The organism is Enterococcus sp. 3H8_DIV0648, assembly GCF_002140655.1.
GTDB lineage: Bacteria > Bacillota > Bacilli > Lactobacillales > Enterococcaceae > Enterococcus_A > Enterococcus_A hulanensis.
Window position 1 is genome coordinate 241,815 of the sequence record NZ_NGLG01000002.1, and the last position, 17,444, is coordinate 259,258.

The window sequence follows — 17,444 nt, forward strand, 5'->3', positions numbered from 1 at the left end:
CTGTTCACGAAGCCAAAAGATCCAAGTCGCACAGGCTACACATTTGCAGGCTGGTACACCGATAAAGAATTGACTCAAGCCTATGATTTCGCTACACCAGCGACAAGTGATATCACTTTGTATGCGAAGTGGGAGAAAAATGGGGCAACAACGGGCAATAACTATAGCGGTGGAAGTAATGGATTCTTTGGAGGCAACCAATCCAACTTTGGCAGTGCTTCAAAACAGAAATCTCTTCCAGAAACAGGCTCAGTTCAATCTCCTTATTTGTTATTTACTGGGTTTGTGTTTGTAGGACTTGCGGCTTTAGCTGTACTGAAACGTAAAAAAATGAAATAAGATTAAAAAAGGATCGCTTCCCACGTGAATACGAGTGGGAAGCGCCTTTTTTTGTTGATTAGAATTGAGTAGTGATTGATAGGTTGGAAAAAGCAGTTGTGTAGGATAGAAGCGCACTTTTTGAGGTATTTTAGCCAGATATAAAAAATAAGTTTTTCAACAGTGTAAAAAAACATAAGCAATCCTTTCTGATGGTAAAGAAAATTTTTCGCTGGAATCGTTTTATCCTAGGCACTAACAGCATCTTGCTTAACTAATGAGCGTGACGAAATTTTACATAGAGAAACAAAAAGTAAACTGTTATAATAGAGGACGTGAAGGATGGTGGAAAGCATGGAGACAATCCAACAATTGATCGTCTGCGGCGGATGCAATGCAAAAATCGGACCGGGGAATTTAGGAGAGCTGCTGGCGGATTTACCGAAAGCAACGAATGAAAATTTACTGGTGGGTTTTGATTCGACAGATGATGCTGCTGTTATTAAACTACGTGATGATTTAGCGATTATTCAAACTTTAGATTTTTTCCCGACGATGGTAACTGATCCTTATCTTTTTGGCAAAATCGCGGCCGCGAATGCTTTGAGCGATGTCTATGCGATGGGGGGCGAAGTGCTCTCGGCACTGAATATCGTCGCTTTTCCAGAAGAAAAAGACTTAAATATATTAAAAGAAATTCTACGCGGAGGTGCGGAGAAGGTTCAAGAGGCAGGGGCTATCTTAGCTGGCGGGCACTCGATCCATGACCAGTCGGTGAAATACGGCTTGTCCGTCACCGGCACGATTGATCCAACTAAGATTTATCAAAACAATACTTGTCAATTAGGGGATCATTTGATTTTGACGAAGCCGCTTGGTGTAAGCATCATCACGGTGGGCTATAGTGCGGAAGAAATCAGCGAAGAGGCATTTGTGAAAGCAACCACGAGCATGGAAACCCTAAATAAATATGCGATGGATATTATTCGCAAATACCAAATCAACAGCTGTACGGATGTGACAGGTTTTGGCTTGGCAGGGCATTTGCATGAAATGATGAACGACAAATTCAGCGCTGAAATTCATTCAAAAGACCTGCCTTATTTTGAAGAGGCATATCAGGGTGCGAAGGAATTTATCCTCACTGCGGGCGGTCAGCGAAATCGGAATTATATGGAAGAGAAGATGGATTTCCAAATCAATGATTTCGGGATCGAGGAATTACTATTTGATCCGCAAACGTCTGGCGGGCTGCTAGTCAGTGTGCCGGAGGATGAAGTAGCGGCTTTGCTGGAGGAATTACAGGCTGCGAATATTCCTGCAAAGGATTTTGGGATAGTCGTTGAAAAACAAGAAAAAGAATTGATTGTTTACTAGAGAGGATGGATATGATGTTTAAAGTTGATGCCTTAGGAAAAGCTTGTCCGTTACCAGTAATTGAAACGAAAAAGGCGTTACGTGAGCATGAGGTAGTACAAACGCTGGTTGATAATGAGATCGCGACACAAAATTTGAAAAAAATGGCGGAACAGCTGGGCTATATTTATCAAATGGATCAAGATGCTCCGAATCATTACACAGTAGTCATTTCAAAGGCCAATGTGGACCTCACTGAGGAAGTACCTCAAGCTGCTGAACCGCTGGTGACAGTCGATGATTATATCGTGGTGGTGGATACAAACGTGATGGGACGCGGTTCTGATGAATTAGGGAAAAACCTGTTAAAAGGCTTCATTTATTCATTAACCGAACAAGATGTACTGCCAGAAAAAGTGATTTTCTATAATGGCGGGGTGCAATCAGTCGTTGAAGGATCGGATTCTTTAGAAGATCTCCGCGGCTTAGCTGAAAATGGCGTGGAAATTTATGCCTGCGGCGCTTGCTTGAACTTTTACGAGTTGACTGCGGCTGTTGGTGAAGTGACGAATATGTACCGGATCGTAGAAATGATGCGCCAAGCACCGAAGATCGTTAAACCATAAAAAGCTTGTAATTACTATTTTAGTTAGATACGGCTTGAAGATAGAACTCATTTTTCGTTTTTTGAAAAATGAATACATTAATATGAATAAGGAGCGAAACAAATGGGAGTAATTAATTTCATAATCGAGAATATCTTGACACAAGCATCGATCACGATTGCACTGATCGCAATGCTGGGGCTGTGTCTACAGAAAAAATCGGCTGGACAAGTGATTTCAGGAACCTTGAAGACCTTGCTTGGCTTCCAAGTTTTAAGTGCTGGTTCTAGTATTATCGTCGGCAGCTTGACCTACTTTGGTGAGATTTTTACTGCAGGCTTCCATATGCAGGGAATCATTCCTTCGATCGAGGCGATCAATGGACAAGCAATGAACGAATTAGGCTTAGGGCGCGATATTGCACTAACATTTCTAGGTATTTTTATTGTTAATATTCTGATTGCCCGTTTTACGAAATGGAAATATATTTTCTTGACTGGTCAGGCGATTCTTTGGATGGCGACCATGACGACTGTTTTTGGATACTTTGCTGGTCTGAGAGGCATAGTTTTAATTATTGTCGGCAGTATCGTAGGGGCCATTTTTGCGGTAGCGATGCCTGCAATTGCGCAGCCAATCATCCGTAAAATCACAGGATCAGACGACATTGCACTGGGGCATTTTTGTACTATTGGTTACATGTTTGAAGCGGGTGTAGCTTACATCTTTGGTGAACGCGGAGAAAATAAAAAATCAATCGAAGACATTAATTTACCGAAATCATTTGAGTTCTTACAGGATACGTATTTGTCAGTAATGGTCGTGATGGTTCCTTTATATATCATTACCGCCGCATTTGCAGGTCCTGGTGTCGGTGATCCAGGCGGGCAACACTATCTGATGTTCGCATTCTTGCAAGCAATTCAATTTGTGGTTGGTGTGTATGTGCTGTTATCTGGTGTTCGTTTACTATTAGGCGAAATCGTGCCAGCCTTCCGCGGAATTGCGATGAAGCTTGTACCAAATGCGATTCCTGCCTTGGACTGTCCGGTCTTTTTCCCTTATTCACCGAATGCCGTGATTTTAGGATTCATTACAACAACGATTGGAACGATCATCGCGATGTTTGTATTGCCGACATTTGGCTTGGCGATGATTTTACCGGGCATGCTGACTAACTTCTTTGCGGGAGGTACAGCAGGGATTTTTGGGAATGCAACAGGCGGACGTCGCGGCGCAATTATCGGCGGGATCGCTCATGGGTTCTTTATCACTTTACTGCCAGCACTTTTAGTAACGATCTTCAATCAAATGGGCTTTGTTAATGCGACTGCGACCGATGTAGATACTGTCGCTGCAGCCTTGCTTTATGCATGGATTCTTAGCCCGATCTTGAAAATGTTCTAATTAGGAGGTGTCACAATGTTTGGTTTCTTAAAGAAAAAAAACAAACCGGAAAAAGCTGAGGAAAAAGTTGAACTCTCAGCTGAAGAAAAAACGGTCTTAACAGATGAAAACCAGCAATTAATGGCAAAAATTGCGGCGGCGGAACAAGCAGATCCAGTTGAAACCGATGAATTAGCCGGTTTATACGAAAAATTAGGTCTAAACTACGCCAAACTGGAGCAAACTGATGCGGCTATCGAAAGTTTAGAAAAAAGTTTAGATCATAAACTGACGATCGGTGACGGCTACAAGAAATTAATGAGTCTTTACAATGGAAAACGGGCGGAAGCCGCTCGCAATGGGGATGATGCGGGCATCGATAAATACATGGGTAAAATGGATGAGATGCGGCAAATTGCTAAAAAAGTAACGATCAGCGGGTAATTAATCAAAAGAAAAGAAGGTATTGGACAAATGTATAAAACATTAAAAGAAGTAACACAAATAGCAGAAGATTTGAATATGACGATTGGTGCATTCAACACTCACAACTTGGAGATGCTGCCGGAAATGATTCGCGCAGCTAAGGAGAAGGGCTCGCCGATCATTATTCAAACCAGTATTGATACAGCGAAATATATCGGCTACGACGTGATGGTAGCAGTAGTGAAGGAAATCGCTAATACTGAAATGGTTGATGTGGCCTTGCATTTAGACCATGCCAGAGATTTCAATGAGATCAAAGCAGCGATCGACGCGGGTTATTCTAGCGTTATGTATGACGGTTCCCATTTGCCATTTAAAGAAAATATTGCTAAAACGAAGGCCGTTGTTGAATATGCCCATGCAAAAGGTGTTTCGGTCGAAGGCGAGTTAGGCACGATTGGCGGCACCGAAGAGGGTATATCCGTTGCAGAAGACGACAAAGTTTATACCAAACCAGCGGATGCTGTGGAGTTTGTAAAACAAACGGATATTGATGCTCTTGCAATCGCGATTGGCACAAATCACGGTCAATTCAAATCTAAGACTGAAGTCAATATTCCATTATTAAAAGAAATCCACGCAGTTGTCGATGTGCCGCTAGTTATCCACGGCGGTACCGGAGTAAAAGAAGAGGACTACCCAGAATTGATCAATAACGGAATTCGCAAATTCAACGTTGGGACCGAATTGTTAGTGAATTGGACCAAAGTAGCGAAAGAGTCTTTTGGAGAAACCGAAGTGAACAAATCACTGCGCCACAATGTTATTCCGGCAAATCAAGCAGTCAAAGAAATCGTCAAACACAAGATCGGCTTATTTATGAATGTCGACAGCCCATTGGCGATGCAAAAATAAATGAAGAAATATCTGATTTTGATTGCCGGCAGTCCCGCAACTGGGAAGTCCTATTTGATCAATGAAATGCGGCGTGTTCTAGGAGACTTTTTCCTGATCACGCCGGATGAGGGGAAAGAAATCCTAGCCGATCAGATTGGTTTTAAAAATTCAGCTGAGAAAAAAGAGCTGGAAAAAAAGGTCTGGGATTTCTATTACAACGCACTGGCACTTTATATGGAAGCAGGAAAGCGGATCGTCGTTTCTGAATATCCCTTTAGCGATAAACAAAAGAGCAAGTTAAGCAATTTAGCCGATCAATATGGTTATGAGCCGATCACGATCCGTTTAGTTGCCGATTTTGAAACACTTTGGGCACGCAGAAAAGTTCGTGATGTCGAACCGGATCGCCACTTGTCACATATCATGACCCATTATCATTTTGGGGATGCGTTGGCTGATCGGACTCAAGCCGATGATTTAATCACAGAAGAGGCTTTTCGTGAAGTTATCGAAAAGCGCGGCTACAACAATTTTCAACTAGGTAGCTTGGTGGAATATGATGTATCGGATTTCTCAAAGGTCGATTACGAACCTTTCTTAAAAAAATTAGCTGAACGAATCGCACAGAACCGTTGATTAAAACAATCAACGGTTCTTTTTAATGTGTTTGTTTTGTCAAAATGGCTAACAAATAGACTAATCCTTTGAGGTCAGTTAAATCTCAATGCTGTTTTTTTAAATAATTGTGATTGACAAAACAGCGAAGGCATCGTATGATAATTATGAAATCGATACCACAAGGCGGTGAGACATTGGCAACCATCAAAGACGTAGCAAAAAAAGCAGGCTTATCTGTTTCGACGGTTTCTAGATTTTTAAACAATCATCCGTATATTTCTGAAGACAAACGCAAACGTATTCAAGCGGCGATGGCAGAACTGGATTATACTCCCAGCTCGGTAGCGACGCAGCTGCGATCAAAAAAGGGAACGATGATCGGCATCTTAGTTTCACGAATCGTCAATCCATTTTTCTCTCATTTAGTTGATTCAATCGAGAAAAATGCCCGCTCTCATGGATACAACGTTTTAGTCATGCAGACCTATGATGATAAAAAGGCTGAGACCAATATGCTTGAGATGCTGAAGCAGCAGGTGATCGCCGGTCTAATCATGTGTTCGATCGAGGGTGATCCTAAGGTTATCGAAGCCTATCAAGAATACGGTCCGATCGTCTTATGTAATGAACAAATTCCTGGCGCGGATCTGCCGCAGGTCTTTACGAATCAAGAGGCGGCCAGTTTTGATGCAACGGAATACCTGATCAACAAAGGACATAAAAAAATCGCTTATTGCACAGGCGGAACATTGACCCGAGGCGGGCATGGAAATTCCCGTACCGCAGGATTTGAACGGGCATTGAATCAGCATAAGCTGCCGATGAAAATTGACTGGATCTTTAAGCAAGTGCACACGATCGAAGACGGCAAGCAGGTAGCGGATAAGCTATTATCGTTGCCAGAAGCCAATCGGCCTGATGCTGTATTTACCAGCAGTGATGAAGTAGCCAGCGGCGTGTTGGAAAGATTTTTAGAAAAAGGCAAGCGAGTGCCGGAGGATTTGGCGATTATGGGATTTGATAATCAGCCCTTCACCGGAATGCTGGCAGTACCTTTGACAACGATCGCGCAACCAGTCGAGGCATTAGGACAAGAGTCCACGAATTGGCTGATCGCCCGCATGGAAGAAAGAGACTATCAATTAGATGAGTCTGAATTAGTACTAAATTTGATTATACGAAAATCTGCCTAAGCAGATTTTTTTAAAACTAAATATGGTATCGATACCACAAAAGGAGAGTTATATAATGAACATGATTTTGAAAGAAAAGAACCGGTTGGATCAGCAGGAATTTTGGAAGGAAGAGGTTGTTTATCAAATTTATCCCAAGAGCTTTTATGATAGTGATGGCGATGGCATTGGAGATATTAAAGGGATCACGCAGAAGCTGGACTATTTAGCTGAGCTTGGGGTTACTATGCTATGGATTTGTCCGATTTTTACTTCGCCAATGGTTGATAATGGCTACGATATAGCCGATTATAAAGGTATCCAAACAGAATTCGGCACGATGGAGGATCTAACGGAATTGATCGAGGCCGCAAAGGCGAAAGGAATCAAATTAATCCTTGATTTAGTCGTTAATCATTCCTCTGACGAACATGCGTGGTTCCAGACAGCTATTGCAGATCCCGCAAGTCCGTATCGTGATTATTATATCTTCAAATCTGACGAAGCAGGCAATCCGCCGAATAACTGGCGCTCGATTTTTGGCGGCAGTGTTTGGGAGCCTGTACCAAATGAAGACAACATGTATTATTTCCATACCTTTGATAAAAAACAGCCCGATCTAAATTGGGAAAACCCAGCTCTAAGACAAGAGATTTATGAAATGATTAATTGGTGGCTGGAAAAAGGGATTGCCGGATTCCGAATTGATTCCATTACCTTTATCAAAAAGGATCAGGACTATCAAGATGTCGCGGTCGATGGCAGCGATGGCTTAGGCAGTGTGAAGGTTAAAACCAGAAATCGGCCGGGAATCGAAAAATTCTTAGCGGAATTGAATCGTGAAACCTTTCAAAATTATGAATGTGTCAGTGTTGGAGAAGCCCCCGGTGTTCCGTATGACCAATATGATCAATACATCGGTGAAGATGGCTACTTCAATATGATCTTTGATTTTCATTATGCAGACATCGACGTGGAAAATGGCAGCGAATGGTTCCGTCGTACGAATTGGCAGCCGCAGGACTTGAAGGACTTATTATTTAAGAGTCAAGGAGCGATCCAAAATAGCGGATGGGGAGCCAACTTTTTAGAAAATCATGATCAGCCTCGTTCCTTATCCAAATATATTATCGATGAACGGTACCAAAATGAGATTGGTGCTAAGGCTTTGGGAACATTGTTCTTCTTTTTACGAGGCACGCCGTTTATCTATCAAGGACAAGAAATCGGCATGAAGAATTTTCAACGGGAAACCATTGAGGACTTCAATGATGTATCTAGTATCGATAACTATCATCGTTCACTTTTAGAGGGATATTCTGAAAAGGAAGCGCTGATGTTTGTTAATCAACGTTCGAGAGACAATAACCGGACACCGTTTCCGTGGGATGGTGCAGAAAATGCCGGTTTTAGTGAATCAAATGAACCTTGGTTAAAATTAACGGGAGATCAAGCGGCAGTGAATGCGGCTGATCAGGTTCAGCGTGAGGATTCGGTTTTTTCTTATTATCGTCAAATGATTCAATTACGAAATCATTCGACGTATCGCCAGACACTGATTTATGGTCAGTTTTCTCCATTAAAGAGTACAGATGCAGTGATTGCATATGAACGATCTGGAAATGAAACGCTGCAGGTTTTCGTCAATCTAAGTAATCAAGAACAGGAAATCGAAGCTTCAGGAGAAGTATTGTTGAATAATTATCGTGAGTTGCAGATGCAAAACGGAGCACAAGTTTTACAGCCTTACCAAGCCGTTGTTATCAGAAAGGGTGAAAATCATGACTAAAACAAACTATCAAGAGATCGCGAAAAAACTTGTCGCAATCGTAGGAGAAGACAATATCGTCTCTGCTACGCACTGCGCGACCCGCTTACGTCTGCAGGTAAAGGATCGGAAAGCTATCGACGACAGTCAAGTGGAGCAAGTCGAAGAAGTCAAAGGGGTCTTTTATAACGCCGGACAGTATCAAATCATTCTAGGAACAGGAATCGTTAATAAAGTTTATGATGCTTTGCAATCGATTTATTCATTTAATGAGGTATCAAAGGATCAAATGGCGAAGGACGATTCTTCTCCGTTACAACGTGCGGTCAGAAATATTGCCGACATCTTTGTCCCGATTATTCCAATTCTAGGTGCTACAGGTCTTTTTCTTGGGTTGAAGGGTGTGATTTTCAATGAAACCGTTCTTAATGCAATGGGCTTGACCCCTAATAGTATTCCTGAATGGCTGAGTGCATCAGTGACTGTTTTGACCGACACGGCTTTCGGGTTCTTAACGGCATTCATCTGCTGGTCAGCCTTCAAAAAAATGGGCGGGCTGCCGATTATTGGTTTCTTAATCGGGCTGATGCTAGTTTCTCCAGCCTTGCCAAATGCTTATGCCGTTGCAGGCGGAACCGCCGAACCGATTATGGCTTTTGGAATGATTCCGTTAGTTGGGTATCAAGGCTCGATTCTGACGGCATTGATCACCGGTATGATCGGTGCGACGTTAGAGAAGAAATTGCGCAAGATTATGCCGAATGCGATGGATTTGATTTTTACCCCCTTTTTAGTCATCCTCGTTTCTGTTTTTATTGCTTTGTTTGTATTAGGACCTATCGTTCATGGCTTTGAGAGGCAAGCGGTGAAAGTGATTGAGATGTTTTTGCATCTGCCATTAGGTATCGGCGGCTTGATCATCGGATTCTTGTATCCGATTGCGGTAATGACTGGAATGCACCATATGTTTATTATGATTGAAACCTCTTTGATTGCTACGACCGGCTTTAATCCATTGATCACTGTTTGTGCGATGTATGGTTTTGCGAATGCGGCAGTTTGTCTGGCGATTGCCTTGCGAACAAAGAGTGCTTCAATTAAAACCGCGGGAATTTCTGCGACGATTACGCAAATGCTGGGGGTCAGTGAACCAGCGTTGTTCGGTGTAGTGATGCGCACAGGAATGAAGGCGATCCTAGTGATGCTGGGCAGCTCAGCCGTGGGCGGTATGGTTCTTTCGTTATTAGGTATCCAAGCGAACAGCTATGGTTTAGCAGTTTTGTTGTCGCCATTGATGTATATCTATGAACCATATCAAGTAATTACTTATGTAGCGGTGGGGATCGCGACCTTTATCCTAGCCTTTGTTTTAACCAATCTATTCGTTATCAAAAAAAGCGAAACGGTTGAAAGGGCTGCCGATTCTCGCGGAAATACTAAAAATATCAAAGTCTATTCACCAATTGACGGAGAAATCATTCCGATTACGGAAGTGAATGACCAAGTATTTGCCAGCAAAATGATGGGTGAAGGCTTTGCGGTCTTACCAAGTCAAGAAACGATCAAGGCGCCCGTTTCAGGTGTAGTAAAAATGATTGCTCCGACAAAGCATGCAATCGGCATCGTGACGGATGACGGTATGGAGTTATTGCTCCATCTGGGAATTGATACGGTTGAATTAAATGGCGCTCCCTTTAAGTTGATCATCCAGGAAGGGCAAACAATCCAGCGGGGACAGAAGATCGGAACCATCGATTTGAAAATGATCGAAGCCAAAGGCAAGGATGCGACCGTCATGGTGATCATCACAGATTCGAAGGAAACGATCGCGGGATTGGAATACAATCAAGATTATGTCCTGCCGATTCTTGGATCATAGGTGAGTAAAATGGAATGGACACAAGAAATGCGCTATCGTCCGTATCAGGAGTGGTCGGAGAAATATGTTCGCGAGTTAAAAGCAAATGTTGAACAGTCAAAATGGCGTTTAAACTATCACATTCAGCCAGAAACAGGCTTGCTGAATGATCCGAATGGCTTCAGCTTCTTCAATGGAAAGTGGCATTTGTTTTATCAGTCTTTTCCTTTCGGAGCTGTTCATGGCTTAAAGTCTTGGTATCATGTGAGCTCCACGGATTTGATTCATTGGGAGTCGGAAGGAGCAGTCTTAGAACCGGATCGCGCTTTTGATTCTCATGGGGCCTATTCTGGTAGTGCCCTGCCGGTGGGGGAGGCGTTGTTTCTGGCTTATACCGGAAATGTACGCGATCAATCATGGGAACGCCGCAGTTATCAATTAGGTGCTTGGATGAACAAGAAGGGTGAAATTAAAAAAGTCGCAGAACCACTAATTAGCGAGCCGCCTGCTGGATTTACCGCCCATTTTCGTGATCCACAGCTTATCCGTTCTAATGAAGAATATTTAATGGTGATCGGCGGGCAAACGCTTGATGAACAAGGCGAGGTGTTGGTTTTTGCTAGTCAGGATTTGGTGGATTGGCAGTATCGTGGACCAATGAACATTCATCAGGATTTAGGCTTTATGGTGGAATGTCCGAACCTTCTTTCGATTGAGGAGCATGCGGTGCTGCTGCTTTGTCCGCAGGGATTAAAAGAATTGGACTATCAAAATGTGTATCCCAATACCTATATTTTGGCAGAGGAATACTCGGCAGAAACCAATAGCTTAAAAAATCCACAGAAGCAGCAAGTATTAGATGAAGGTTTTGATCTCTACGCAACCCAAGCCTTCACTGCACCGGATGGACGTTGTTTAAGTGTTGGCTGGATCGGACTACCCGAAATGAGTTATCCGACATTTGGCGAAGGCTGGGCACATAGTTTGAGTTTGATTAAAGAGCTGACGATCAAAGACGGCAAACTTTATCAATATCCTGTGGAAGAGACGCAGCGATTAAGAGGATCACAAGAAATGTTAGTATCTGAAGCGAATGAAAAATTTATGAAGCAAACCGCTAACAGCTATGAGCTGCAACTAGAAATCCCTTCAAATTGCCAAGGCAGCGTTCATTTATTTTCCGATTCAATCAACGAAAAGTCCCTTGTGTTAAGTTATGATACTAAGCAGGGGAAAGTCTGGCTGGATCGCAGCAGGACTGATTATCCGCTAAATCCTGAGTTTGGAGAAATTCGAGAAACAATCGTTGAACAAGGAAAATCGCTGACGATCGCAATTTTCATAGACAAATCAACCTGCGAAATATTCATCAATGCAGGGGAGAAAACCCTGACGGCAAATTATTATCCGACAGAAGAACAAACTTACTTATTGCTAGAGAACAGTCAAAAATGCCGCGCTAGTTATTACTCACTAAGTAAATAGAAAGAAGCTCCTTTTCCAATAAAGTGTGGAAAGGAGCTTCTTTCTTATTTTTTTTCATTTGTGGCGGCTTCATGCTGCTGACTATATTTATTGATTTTTCGATCAATCTTGTTCAGGTAGGCTTGTGTCTGCGCCAACTGCTTTTCGACTTCTTTTTTATGTTCGATAAAGAATTCAAGCCGTTTCTCATAAGTCGGGTCGCCATCCATTGACCATTCGACGAACTGCTTAATGTCATTTAACTGCATGCCGGTATTTTTTAAACAGGTGATGATCGACAAAAAGTCTAAGTCCTTATCTTTGAAATCGCGTCGACCGTTTTCGTCACGCGCAACAAATGGAAGCAGCCCTTTTTGATCGTAAAACCTTAAAGTATAAGCACTAAGACCGGTCTTTTTTGAAATCTCACTGATTTTATAGCCCATTGTTTCTCCTTCTTCTCTTTTTCTTTAATTTTACCAGATTGCAAGCCTCGTTATTGTGAATTTTTAAGGATCAGGTAGATTGCTGCTTTTTCATTCACCTCTTCTTGCGGCAGACAGCTTTTGATTAGTTCACTCATTTCTGTATCGGTGAGAAAAATCCCGGCATCTTCAAGGGTTGCAGGGAAATGAAATCCTCGACAGAATTTTTCCATCGCATGAATCCCTTTTAGCGCTGTTTCTTCATCACTACTACATGGTGCAACATTCATGATGTTTACGGCAAAGTCGACAAAACGTTGAAGGTGTTCTTGATAATTCGAGCGTGCCCAGTTTGGCCAAATAATGCTTAAGGCAATGACAGGTGAAAGGTCAAAAGCTTTGCTAAGTCCAAGAGCCATTTTTTGTACGGGCAGCTGGGTAAAAAGTTCGGGGGTTCGTGATAAACGACCATTTCCTTCTATAGAATATTGTAAGGTAGTAGTCATCATATCCTTTAACAATGCTTGAAAAAGTTTATCGATGATAACCGGACGTCCGCCTTTTGTTAGATAGAAGGTCGTAAGGTGCAAAAGGAAATACACGTTGTTTTCAATTGCGGTTTCTTCAATGAAGCGTGGACTTATTGTTGGATAGTATTGAGATCGTTCCATAATAATCACTCCCTTTTTTTGAATAAATTAAGCTTAGTACTTCGAGTACACTCTAAGTCAACCGGAAAAATAAGATTAAGTGATTGACTTTCAATTTTTTGAGGATATACTAAAAATAGTTAGCTGGCTAATTATATTAAAAAGGAGATACCATGGAGAATTATACATTTAAGGATCGTCCCGATAATCAACGGATTCAATTGACAATTGATCACTATGCGCAAGAATCTGATTCAACGATTGCCTCGTTGTTTTTGGATTTTCAGTGGACCTATCGGGAAATGCAGAAGGCGTACGATGCAGTATTAGAAGAGTATGGACTTTCAGAATCAAAATTTATTATTTTGATGTTTTTGGAGCGGGCGGAAGAGCATTCTTTGATGCCATCAGAATTAGCAGAAAAGCTGGGGGCCTCCCGCGCAACGATCACGAAGCTAGTAAACAATATGGAACGAGATCAGCTAATCCGGAAAATCCCATCTGCTTCGGACAAACGAGCGGTACTAGTTCAAATGACTGACATAGGAACAGAAGTTTTAATGAAATTTTTACCTAAAAATTTTGAAGCAACGAAAACGCTGCTTAACCAATTAAGTAAAGAGGAAATCGACCAACTTTTTTATCTGCTGAACAAAATCAAACAAGGCACTGACGAGTTAAACAAAGAAAGGGAGCAACTAAAATGAATGAAAAGAAAATCGAATTATTAGAAACGTATCTAAGTTTGTACATCAATCACTTTGTGGTATTGGAAAATATGGACAAGGAAGACTCGAAATACGTGGTGTTAGATGTTCGTAACGCACCGGCACAGGTGAAAAAAGATCAGATTAAGGGTGCAATTGCGATGCCTGCGAAAGATTTAGCCAATCATTTAGCTGAATTAGACAAAGAAAAAACATATGTGGTCTATGATTGGACGGGTGGAACGACACTTGGCAAGACCGCTTTATTGATTCTTTTGTCCAATGGATTTGAAGCGTATGAATTGGCAGGGGCACTTGAAGGATGGAAAGGCATGAGTTTGCCGATTGAAACTCTTTAAACTAAAAAAACTTTCGACCTGTATCGTGGTCGAAAGTTTTTTTAGCCAGCGGCTCGTTCTTTTTTCATTTGAGCTGCCGCCAAGAAATAATCTGTGTAGGTCCAGCCGTTTCTAGGATGAAATTTTCCGATTTCATCGGTCTCAAGCTGCTCAATCATTTGAAGCTGCTTCAATAATCGTTTTTCATCCAATTGTGCATAGGCATAGGGGGCGATAAAGGAGACAAAATAAAAGCGATTCTTCAAAGGATTAAGGTAAGGCAGTTCGTTCAGCAGCGGAAGACTTAATAATAAAATATCGCCAGTCAATTCATGAACGGCATCTTCGCCATATGTAAATACTTTCGTTTGGATCGTGATTCCTTGCTTTTCAGTCAATTCATTAGAACGTGCAATAAGCTGATCAGTTACGCAGTGATCGGCTTTTTCTTTGATGATCGTTAATTTTCTGATATTGTTCATTTCAGGCAGTCCCTTCTGCAGAGGTTAATCAAAAGCATTTTACACTGCTTGATAGAAAATTTAAAATAATCTGCTCCGTTTTCTGAAAATGTAATGAAAATACATTTTTAATAAAGGTATGGAACAGCGTAAAAAACGCGCTCCAATCAGAGTGCGTTTCACAAATTATTGAACTGTACATTTGATTTGGTGCGATTCTAAAATCCTTTTGAAATAATCCAAGTCTTCTGTATGTAGCTGCGGAATGTCTTGCATTTGATACTTACGATCAAGAGAAGCGTATTTTTTCTCACCGAATTGGTGGAAGGGCAGGAGCTCCACTTCTGTGATCTTCATTTGGTTGAATAATTTTGCGAAGGCCTTTGCGTTTTCTTCACCATCGTTATAATTGGGAATCACTGGAATACGTACGACTAGATTCTGCTGCTGCTCTAAAGCCAGCGCAAGATTCTTCAAAATTGGTTTTAAGGAGACGCCGGTTCCAGCTTTATGCTGAGCCTCGTCATGATGTTTGACATCGAAATAAAGTAAATCCACTTGTTCAATGAAATTGCCAAATACTTCTGGTTTGGCGTAGCCGGTCGTTTCACTGGCGGTGTGGATATTTTTCGCTTTTAATTGCCGCAGCAGCTCGGTCGCGAATTCTGCTTGATAGAGCACTTCGCCGCCGGATAATGTGACGCCGCCATTTGATTCTTCATAGAAGGCTTCATCCTTCATGACTTCGGTGATGATTTCCTCCATTGATTTGTATTCGCCGACAGTTGTGTGGGTGTTTTTTTGTGTATCCCACATTTGCTCCGGCTTGCCATTTTGCGACTCCGGATTCGAACACCAGTAACAGCGCAGCGGACAGCCCTTAAAAAAGACCACCGTACGAATCCCTGGACCATCGTGGATACTAAATTTTTGGATATTGAAAATACATGCTTTGTCATTCATCGGAAAACGTCCTCCATTTCATCTAGAGTTTATCACATCTATTTATTAACGTAAATATAAAATGTTACGTTCGTAACTAAAAATACCGAAAAAGTTGTTCGCAATTCAAAAATATGATAGGCTGAAACAAATGACAGAATACAGGTGGAGAAGAGTTTATGTCTAGAGAAGAAGAGATTCTTGCGATTGTCAGCAAGAAGAAAAAAATCGAAGTCAACGAACTTTCAGCCTTGCTGAAGGTTTCGAAAGTAACCATTCGGAAAGATTTGGATAAATTAGAGGCACGAGGCTTGCTGCATCGCCAGCACGGTTATGCACTATTGAACAATATGGACGATATTAATTACCGTTTGGCGCAAAATTATGACTTAAAACGCAAAATCGCACTGGAAGCCAGCAAGATCGTCACTGATGGCGAAGTAATCATGATCGAATCAGGATCAACCTGCGCGTTGTTAGCAGAGGAGCTTGCCTTCAATCGAAACGACATCACGATTATTACCAATTCCTGCTTCATCGCATCTTATGTTCGTAAGGCCGAATCAGTCAAGGTGATATTGATCGGCGGCGAGTATCAAAAAGAATCGCAGGTTAATGTCGGGCCGTTGGTCAAACAGGTCATCAATGAGTTTTATGTCGATAAATTATTTGTCGGGATTGATGGTTTTGATCAGCGCAGAGGATTCACTGGTAGTGACATCACTCGCTGCGACACCACCCGAATGCTGGCAACCGCAGCAAATCAAACGATCGTCTTGACGGATTCCAGCAAGTTTTCGCAAAATGGTGTTGTTTCAGAGTTTGCCTTTAGTGAGATCAGCAAGGTGTTTACAGATGAGGCGATTGACGCCGAGGCGCTAGCATTTTTGCAAAATGAACAGGTTGATGTATTTACGGTATAAAATTAAGAGCGATCAGTCAGAAAAATCTGGCTGATTTTTTATTTATTAAGATGCTATACTTGAGGAAAATGCGAGGGGCGGATAATATTGGAAATTCGTCATGTACAAGAATCAGATCGTATATTTTGGTTTACGCTGGATCAGCATTTGTCGGAAAGTCAATTTGAGCAGAAGGTTCGGGATAAGATGGGCTATGTCTTATCCGTGGAGGGGATGGCTGTTGGTTTATTAAGGTACAATCTTTTCTGGGATGAGCATCCTTTTTGCACGATGCTTTATGTAAGGGCTGATTATCAAGGCAAAGGGTACGGGAAGGACTTGATGGACTTCTGGGAAAAGGAGATGCACAAGTTAGGTTACAAAATGCTGATGACGTCGACTCAGGTTGATGAACAGGCACAGCACTTTTATCGCAAGTTGGGTTATCAGGATGCGGGAGGCTTGCTGATTACGGTTCCTGAATATCAACAGCCGATGGAGATGTTTTTTACAAAAAAATTAAAGCCAATTAGTAGAAAAATTGGCTTTAATAATGGTCTTTAGCGGAATAAATATAGAGAGTATCTTCCTCAACACTGTAAATGAGGCGGTGCTCATCACTAATACGGCGAGACCATTTTCCTGTCAGTTCGTATTTCAATGGCTCGGGTTTTCCAAGACCTGAAAAAGGCGTGCGTTCGATATCTTTGATCAAGCGATTGATTTTTCGGATCGTCATCTTGTTTCCGTGTTCATACCAATACAGGTAGTCATTCCATGCGGCATCTGACCAAACTTTATTCATCCGACTCTTCCTCGATCAAGTCGTGTGACGTAAAATTGCCATTTTGAAATTGTTGTTCTCCTTTTTGAATTTTTTCCATTAAATAGGAGTTTGAAAGGATTCTCAGGGTCTCTTGAAGAGAATCGTAGTCACGTTTTGCCATGACAACGACTGTTTCATCAATGTCTTTACTAGTTACGATCAAGGCTTCAGCATCATCATTCACTTGTCTCATGTAACTTTTTAAGTTTTGTCGGAAATTTGAATAAGCAACTGCTTCCATTATTATTCCTCCTCTCCAATAAGGTACGTAAAAGTAGTAAATGTCTTCTTTAAATATATTGTACAATATTCTGTACAGCAATTC

Annotated in this window: 21 protein-coding genes; 15 read left to right on the forward strand and 6 right to left on the reverse strand. The window is 41.8% G+C overall.

The features are described from left to right. The 11 genes from A5875_RS23825 to A5875_RS17610 all read left to right on the forward strand — a co-directional run. On the forward strand, positions 1-339 hold a 339-nt coding region (locus tag A5875_RS23825; RefSeq protein WP_176244744.1), incomplete at its 5' end, for an InlB B-repeat-containing protein. A gap of 333 nt (positions 340-672) precedes the next feature. Then, positions 673-1,695, forward strand: coding sequence for a selenide, water dikinase SelD (gene selD, locus A5875_RS17565; RefSeq protein ID WP_088935836.1), 1,023 nt, complete (start codon positions 673-675; stop codon positions 1,693-1,695). Positions 1,696-1,709: 14 nt separating this feature from the next. After that, on the forward strand, positions 1,710-2,300 hold the full coding sequence (gene yedF / locus A5875_RS17570) for a sulfurtransferase-like selenium metabolism protein YedF (RefSeq protein ID WP_088934893.1): 591 nt from the start codon (positions 1,710-1,712) through the stop codon (positions 2,298-2,300). Positions 2,301-2,402: 102 nt separating this feature from the next. After that, positions 2,403-3,686: a PTS sugar transporter subunit IIC gene (locus tag A5875_RS17575; protein WP_088934894.1), complete on the forward strand. Its 1,284-nt coding sequence runs from the start codon at positions 2,403-2,405 to the stop codon at positions 3,684-3,686. A gap of 15 nt (positions 3,687-3,701) precedes the next feature. Further along, on the forward strand, positions 3,702-4,109 hold the full coding sequence (locus A5875_RS17580; protein ID WP_088934895.1) for a hypothetical protein: 408 nt from the start codon (positions 3,702-3,704) through the stop codon (positions 4,107-4,109). 30 nt (positions 4,110-4,139) lie between these two features. Then, positions 4,140-5,006, forward strand: coding sequence for a class II fructose-bisphosphate aldolase (locus A5875_RS17585; protein WP_088934896.1), 867 nt, complete (start codon positions 4,140-4,142; stop codon positions 5,004-5,006). Next, positions 5,007-5,624, forward strand: coding sequence for an AAA family ATPase (locus A5875_RS17590; RefSeq protein WP_088934897.1), 618 nt, complete (start codon positions 5,007-5,009; stop codon positions 5,622-5,624). 176 nt (positions 5,625-5,800) lie between these two features. Continuing rightward, the gene (locus tag A5875_RS17595; RefSeq protein WP_088935837.1) at positions 5,801-6,799 is read left to right on the forward strand and encodes a LacI family DNA-binding transcriptional regulator; all 999 of its coding nucleotides are present in this window, start codon (positions 5,801-5,803) and stop codon (positions 6,797-6,799) included. A 55-nt stretch (positions 6,800-6,854) separates the two neighbouring features. Next, on the forward strand, positions 6,855-8,567 hold the full coding sequence (locus tag A5875_RS17600) for an alpha-glucosidase (RefSeq protein WP_088934898.1): 1,713 nt from the start codon (positions 6,855-6,857) through the stop codon (positions 8,565-8,567). Next, positions 8,560-10,425: a PTS beta-glucoside transporter subunit IIBCA gene (locus tag A5875_RS17605; RefSeq protein WP_088934899.1), complete on the forward strand. Its 1,866-nt coding sequence runs from the start codon at positions 8,560-8,562 to the stop codon at positions 10,423-10,425. The genes A5875_RS17600 and A5875_RS17605 overlap by 8 nt, the downstream gene beginning before the upstream one ends. A gap of 9 nt (positions 10,426-10,434) precedes the next feature. Next, positions 10,435-11,889: a sucrose-6-phosphate hydrolase gene (locus A5875_RS17610; protein WP_088934900.1), complete on the forward strand. Its 1,455-nt coding sequence runs from the start codon at positions 10,435-10,437 to the stop codon at positions 11,887-11,889. 44 nt (positions 11,890-11,933) lie between these two features. Here A5875_RS17610 and A5875_RS17615 read toward each other — a convergent pair whose 3' ends face one another. Continuing rightward, on the reverse strand, positions 11,934-12,314 hold the full coding sequence (locus A5875_RS17615) for a MerR family transcriptional regulator (RefSeq protein WP_088934901.1): 381 nt from the start codon (positions 12,312-12,314) through the stop codon (positions 11,934-11,936). A 50-nt stretch (positions 12,315-12,364) separates the two neighbouring features. Continuing rightward, entirely contained in the window at positions 12,365-12,964 is a 600-nt protein-coding gene (locus A5875_RS17620) for an iron-containing alcohol dehydrogenase (protein WP_088934902.1), read from the reverse strand. A 152-nt stretch (positions 12,965-13,116) separates the two neighbouring features. Here A5875_RS17620 and A5875_RS17625 point away from each other — a divergent pair, with 152 nt between their 5' ends. Next, on the forward strand, positions 13,117-13,650 hold the full coding sequence (locus A5875_RS17625; protein WP_088934903.1) for a MarR family winged helix-turn-helix transcriptional regulator: 534 nt from the start codon (positions 13,117-13,119) through the stop codon (positions 13,648-13,650). After that, positions 13,647-14,009, forward strand: coding sequence for a rhodanese-like domain-containing protein (locus A5875_RS17630; RefSeq protein ID WP_088934904.1), 363 nt, complete (start codon positions 13,647-13,649; stop codon positions 14,007-14,009). The genes A5875_RS17625 and A5875_RS17630 overlap by 4 nt, the downstream gene beginning before the upstream one ends. Positions 14,010-14,050: 41 nt before the next feature. Here A5875_RS17630 and A5875_RS17635 read toward each other — a convergent pair whose 3' ends face one another. Then, on the reverse strand, positions 14,051-14,470 hold the full coding sequence (locus A5875_RS17635) for a hypothetical protein (protein WP_176244745.1): 420 nt from the start codon (positions 14,468-14,470) through the stop codon (positions 14,051-14,053). Positions 14,471-14,635: 165 nt separating this feature from the next. Beyond that, positions 14,636-15,412, reverse strand: a complete 777-nt coding sequence (locus A5875_RS17640; protein WP_088934905.1) for a glycyl-radical enzyme activating protein — start codon at positions 15,410-15,412, stop codon at positions 14,636-14,638. 158 nt (positions 15,413-15,570) lie between these two features. Between A5875_RS17640 and A5875_RS17645 the strand changes: the two genes are divergently transcribed. Together A5875_RS17645 and A5875_RS17650 are read left to right on the forward strand one after the other, a co-directional pair. Next, on the forward strand, positions 15,571-16,314 hold the full coding sequence (locus A5875_RS17645) for a DeoR/GlpR family DNA-binding transcription regulator (protein ID WP_088934906.1): 744 nt from the start codon (positions 15,571-15,573) through the stop codon (positions 16,312-16,314). Between the two features lie 84 nt (positions 16,315-16,398). Continuing rightward, positions 16,399-16,857 (forward strand): GNAT family N-acetyltransferase, encoded by a 459-nt coding sequence (locus tag A5875_RS17650; RefSeq protein WP_422851534.1) that lies wholly within the window; start codon positions 16,399-16,401, stop codon positions 16,855-16,857. Here the strand turns inward: A5875_RS17650 and A5875_RS17655 are convergent. Further along, positions 16,841-17,098, reverse strand: a complete 258-nt coding sequence (locus A5875_RS17655) for a Txe/YoeB family addiction module toxin (RefSeq protein WP_088934908.1) — start codon at positions 17,096-17,098, stop codon at positions 16,841-16,843. The two genes, A5875_RS17650 and A5875_RS17655, sit on opposite strands and share 17 nt — an antisense overlap. Further along, positions 17,091-17,360 (reverse strand): type II toxin-antitoxin system Phd/YefM family antitoxin, encoded by a 270-nt coding sequence (locus A5875_RS17660; RefSeq protein ID WP_088934909.1) that lies wholly within the window; start codon positions 17,358-17,360, stop codon positions 17,091-17,093. The genes A5875_RS17655 and A5875_RS17660 overlap by 8 nt, the downstream gene beginning before the upstream one ends. Positions 17,361-17,444 lie beyond the last annotated feature (84 nt).